We start from the raw sequence: 3,603 nt of genomic DNA on the forward strand, positions 1-3,603 counted from the left end.
TGGTAAAAGTTAAAATGTGCTCTGGCGGGTGCCTGGAAACGAAAAAGAAACCACGAAGCGTCTTTAAAACATTCTAACTAAACTAGTTTCTGAATATATTGATGTATTATCTAAGATTGGCGATTTGAAATGATTTTTAGGGGTGCTACAAGTTTGCCAATGCTCTTAAAGCTAAAAGGTAACCACCAACTCCAAGTCCAGAAATTTGCCCCAAAACGACAGGCGCAATATAAGATTTGCGCCTAAAATCTTCCCGTGAATATATATTTGAAATGTGCACTTCTATCGCAGGAATTGAAACAGCTGATAAAGCGTCTCTTATAGCGACAGACGTATGCGTAAAAGCAGCTGGATTTATTATAATACCAGAAATATTTTCAAGACATTTTTGAATTTTATCTACAATCTTGCCTTCATGATTTGATTGAAAAAAGCTTAACTTCAACTTTTAACTCTTTTGCAAGAGAGCCGATTTGCTCCTCAATTTCAGAGAGAGCAATATTTCCGTATATTTGTGGCTCTCTCTTACCAAGCATATTTATGTTTGGACCGTTTAGTATAAGTATTTTCTTCATTTATTTGCCCCTTAAAATCATTTCAAATCGCCAATCTTAGATAATACATCAATATATTCAGAAACTAGTTTAGTTAGAATGTTTTAAAGACGCTTCGTGGTTTCTTTTTCGTTTCCAGGCACCCGCCAGAGCACATTTTAACTTTTACCAAAATTTTACAAAATTCTTGTTAAAATGTTGTGTTCTTGTGTATAATAGTGACAGAGTAACTAAATGTACTCTTTAGTTTGCACGAAAAATATTAAAGGAGAGAAAAGAATGAAGAAGTTGGTATTGATGTTTTGCTTGTTAGCGTTATCTGTTTTTGTTAGTTCTTGTAGTAATGGGTCTATTGAAAAGCAGCTGAGACCCAATGGGGATTTACCTGTTGCACCTGAAGGTGGAGATGTAAAAAAGGTAGTTGTAGAAGAAGTAGTTGAAGAAGAGATGGAAGAAAAGATAGACGTAGAAAGTATTATTATTGGCGATAGTGATGCAACTGGTCATCCGCTTTGTATTGGTGATTTTCCTTTTCCAGAACCAGAAGATAATACTGATGCAACAGCTAATGATAATAAGTAACTAATATTTAAACTGTTTAAGTGATTGGATTATCGTCAAACAGTGAGGAATGCTGTTAGAGTAAGAGAGCATAAGTTAAAATAACGAAAAAGGCATCCTTAAAGATGTGCTTTTTCATTTTATGATCTAATTTTTCAGATAAAAACTTTTTCTTCGACAAGTTTAGCTATTATATGTATCAAGAGTATGTGGCACTCTTGCACCCTTGCAGTAACTTTAGATGGGGCACAATAACACAAATCGCACATATCTTTCATTCTACCGCCATCAGAATTTGTCATCCCTATTGTAAATACACTTAGCTTTTTGGCAGATTCTAAAGCATTTATAACATTTTTTGAGGTTCCACTTGTAGATATAGCTATAAAAACGTCCCCTTCTTGAGCAAAGGCTTCAAGTTGTCTGCTAAAGGAATAGTCATAACCAAAATCATTGCCTATTGCAGTTAAAGAAGATACATTCTCATTTAAAGTAACCGCTGCAAGAGCAGCTCTGTTTTTTTCAAAACGAACTACCATTTCAGCTGAAAAATGCAATGCGTCAGATGCAGACCCGCCGTTTCCACATATGATAGTTTTTTTATTGTTTTTGTAAGATTCAATAATTTTACTTGCAACGTTATTAATATACTCAATTTGAAAGTCTTCAAGCATTTTTCTCTTTGCTTCAATACTGTCATTTATAATGTTTTTAATAATTTCTTTGTTTTCCATGGTGCCTGCTTATTTACCAAATATATGTTTTGAGAGGAAATCCGTACTTACGCAGCCTTTGCGAAACTGATCACTGTCCATAATCTTAGCGTGTAAAGAAGATGTATTTTTGACATTTTCTATTTCAATTTCTTTTAAAGCTCTCTGCATTCTTGTGATTGATTCGTCTCTATTTGCTCCAAAAGATATAATCTTTGCTATTAAACTGTCATAATATGGAGGAATTGTATATCCAGAGTAAACATGCGTGTCAACTCTAATTCCGGGGCCGCCAGGCAGAAATAACTTGCCTATTTTGCCGGGTGAAGAAATAAAATCTTTATCCGGATCTTCGGCATTTATTCTACATTCTATTGAATGCCCCAATATCTTTACTTTCTCAGAAACAATTGAAAGTTTCTCTCCGCAAGCAAGCTTTATTTGCTCTTTTACAAGGTCTATGCCGGTAACTATTTCGGTTATAGGATGTTCAACCTGAATTCTAGTATTCATCTCCATAAAGTAGAAATGACCTTTCTTGTCCACAAGAAACTCTACCGTACCTACGGTAACATATTTAACTGCTGCTGCTGCGTGTCTTGCTGCTTTGCCCATTTTCTTTCTTAGAGACTCACTTATTAAAGGAGAAGGGCTTTCTTCAACAAGTTTTTGATGTCTCCTTTGTATTGAGCAATCTCTCTCTGGCAAATATGCAGTTTTGCCATATTTATCCCCGAGAATCTGAAATTCTATGTGGTGAGGTTCTTCAATATATTTTTCCATATATACATCGGCATTGCCAAAAGCAGCTTTAGCTTCTGTCTGCGCCATTACAATGGCATTTTGAAGAGTTTCTTCGGAAGTTACTATTCTCATACCCTTTCCACCGCCACCTGCCGTAGCTTTAACTATTACGGGATAGCCTATCTTTTTTGCAATAGCAAAAATTTTAGGGTCGTCAGCGCTTACGGGCCCATCGGAACCTGGAACTACAGGAACGCCTGACTTTTTCATAAGATCAATAGCAGCTATTTTATCGCCCATTTGTTCTATAGATTCTTTTGAAGGTCCAATAAATTTTAAACCACAAGCTTCGCAAACTTCAGCAAAATAAGTATTCTCGGCTAAAAACCCATATCCGGGGTGAACAGCATCTGAACCAGAAATTTCTGCCGCAGCTATAATGCTTGGTATGTTAAGATAAGTGTCTGCGGCGCTCGCCTCGCCAATACATATGGACTGATCTGCAAGTTTTACGTGCATGCTTTCTCTATCAACTTCTGAATGTATAGCGACAGTTTTAATACCAAGTTCTCTGCATGCTCTTATTATTCTGCATGCTATTTCACCTCTATTTGCAATTAAAACCTTTTTAAACATCTTATCTCCTGGTTGTAAACAACAGTTTGGATTTGTAATGTTTGATAAGCTACTTACTTGTATCAACTAAAAATAATTCTTGCCCGTATTCAACAGCCTGCCCGTTTGAAACAAGAACTTTCACTATTTTTCCTTTAATTTTAGTTTTTATGTCTTTTATAATCTTCATTGCTTCAATTTGACCAATTTTTTGGTCAACTATAATATTATCACCCTCTTTTACAAAAAAAGGTTTATCAGCACCGGGGGCGCTTGCAAAAGTGCCTACCATTGTTGATTTTATTGGAACTATAAAATCTTTTTCTAGAGCCTTTTTATCCTCAACAACAGACTCTTTTCCAGATGTGGTAGGCAGTACAACATGTTCCACTTCAGATTTTTTAAAATGCAAAGAA

The 3,603-nt window shown here is 35.6% G+C and carries 4 protein-coding genes and 1 pseudogene; 1 reads left to right on the forward strand and 4 read right to left on the reverse strand.

Annotated features, from left to right (window positions below):
* Positions 1–145 precede the first annotated feature (145 nt).
* Positions 146–575, reverse strand: a pseudogene (gene aroQ, locus LE179_RS06370) (type II 3-dehydroquinate dehydratase).
* 258 nt (positions 576–833) lie between these two features.
* On the opposite strand from aroQ, the gene LE179_RS06375 reads away from it, so the two are divergent.
* Entirely contained in the window at positions 834–1,136 is a 303-nt protein-coding gene (locus tag LE179_RS06375) for a hypothetical protein (protein WP_374129539.1), read from the forward strand.
* A gap of 134 nt (positions 1,137–1,270) precedes the next feature.
* Here the strand turns inward: LE179_RS06375 and LE179_RS06380 are convergent, their stop codons facing one another.
* The 3 genes from LE179_RS06380 to LE179_RS06390 form a co-directional block, all read right to left on the reverse strand.
* Positions 1,271–1,849 (reverse strand): SIS domain-containing protein, encoded by a 579-nt coding sequence (locus tag LE179_RS06380; RefSeq protein WP_374129540.1) that lies wholly within the window; start codon positions 1,847–1,849, stop codon positions 1,271–1,273.
* Positions 1,850–1,858: 9 nt separating this feature from the next.
* A complete protein-coding gene (accC, locus tag LE179_RS06385; protein WP_374129541.1) occupies positions 1,859–3,208 on the reverse strand; it encodes an acetyl-CoA carboxylase biotin carboxylase subunit in 1,350 nt (449 codons plus the stop codon).
* 49 nt (positions 3,209–3,257) lie between these two features.
* The coding region (locus LE179_RS06390; protein WP_374129542.1) for an acetyl-CoA carboxylase biotin carboxyl carrier protein subunit at positions 3,258–3,603 on the reverse strand (346 nt) is incomplete at its 5' end.

The organism is Candidatus Endomicrobiellum agilis, assembly GCF_020328115.1.
In the GTDB taxonomy this organism is placed as follows: Bacteria; Elusimicrobiota; Endomicrobiia; order Endomicrobiales; family Endomicrobiaceae; genus Endomicrobiellum; species Endomicrobiellum agilis.